1 protein-coding gene is annotated in these 304 nt (G+C 44.4%); it reads right to left on the reverse strand.

From position 1 onward, the window contains the following. Window positions 1-304 (reverse strand): hypothetical protein (locus MF542_RS17915; RefSeq protein ID WP_247021870.1); only part of this gene is annotated, 304 nt, incomplete at both ends.

Raw genomic sequence — 304 nt, forward strand, 5'->3', positions numbered from 1 at the left:
AGAATTGGCAGCAATAATATTATTGGTCTCAACAACAATTGAGCCAGTATTATCATAAATACGGCCGTAGGAATCATACTTCGAACCATTCCAAATATGCCAGGAAATCGCATATCCACCACCAGTTAAAGCTTCTATATCAGCGGCGGTGCCAACAGGCCCTCCCTGAATTGCTCCAGCCGTGATCAGCGTAGAAGCTCCAGTAGCAGTTGCGGCAGATGCATCAACCGAAAATTCTCTTACATAGACACTGTTGTTATCGTCATACCAACTGATCAGTATGTTTCCGTTATCCAGCACAGCT

Origin of the sequence: Kordiimonas laminariae, assembly GCF_023008165.1 — a bacterium.
Taxonomy (GTDB): domain Bacteria; phylum Pseudomonadota; class Alphaproteobacteria; order Sphingomonadales; family Kordiimonadaceae; genus Kordiimonas; species Kordiimonas laminariae.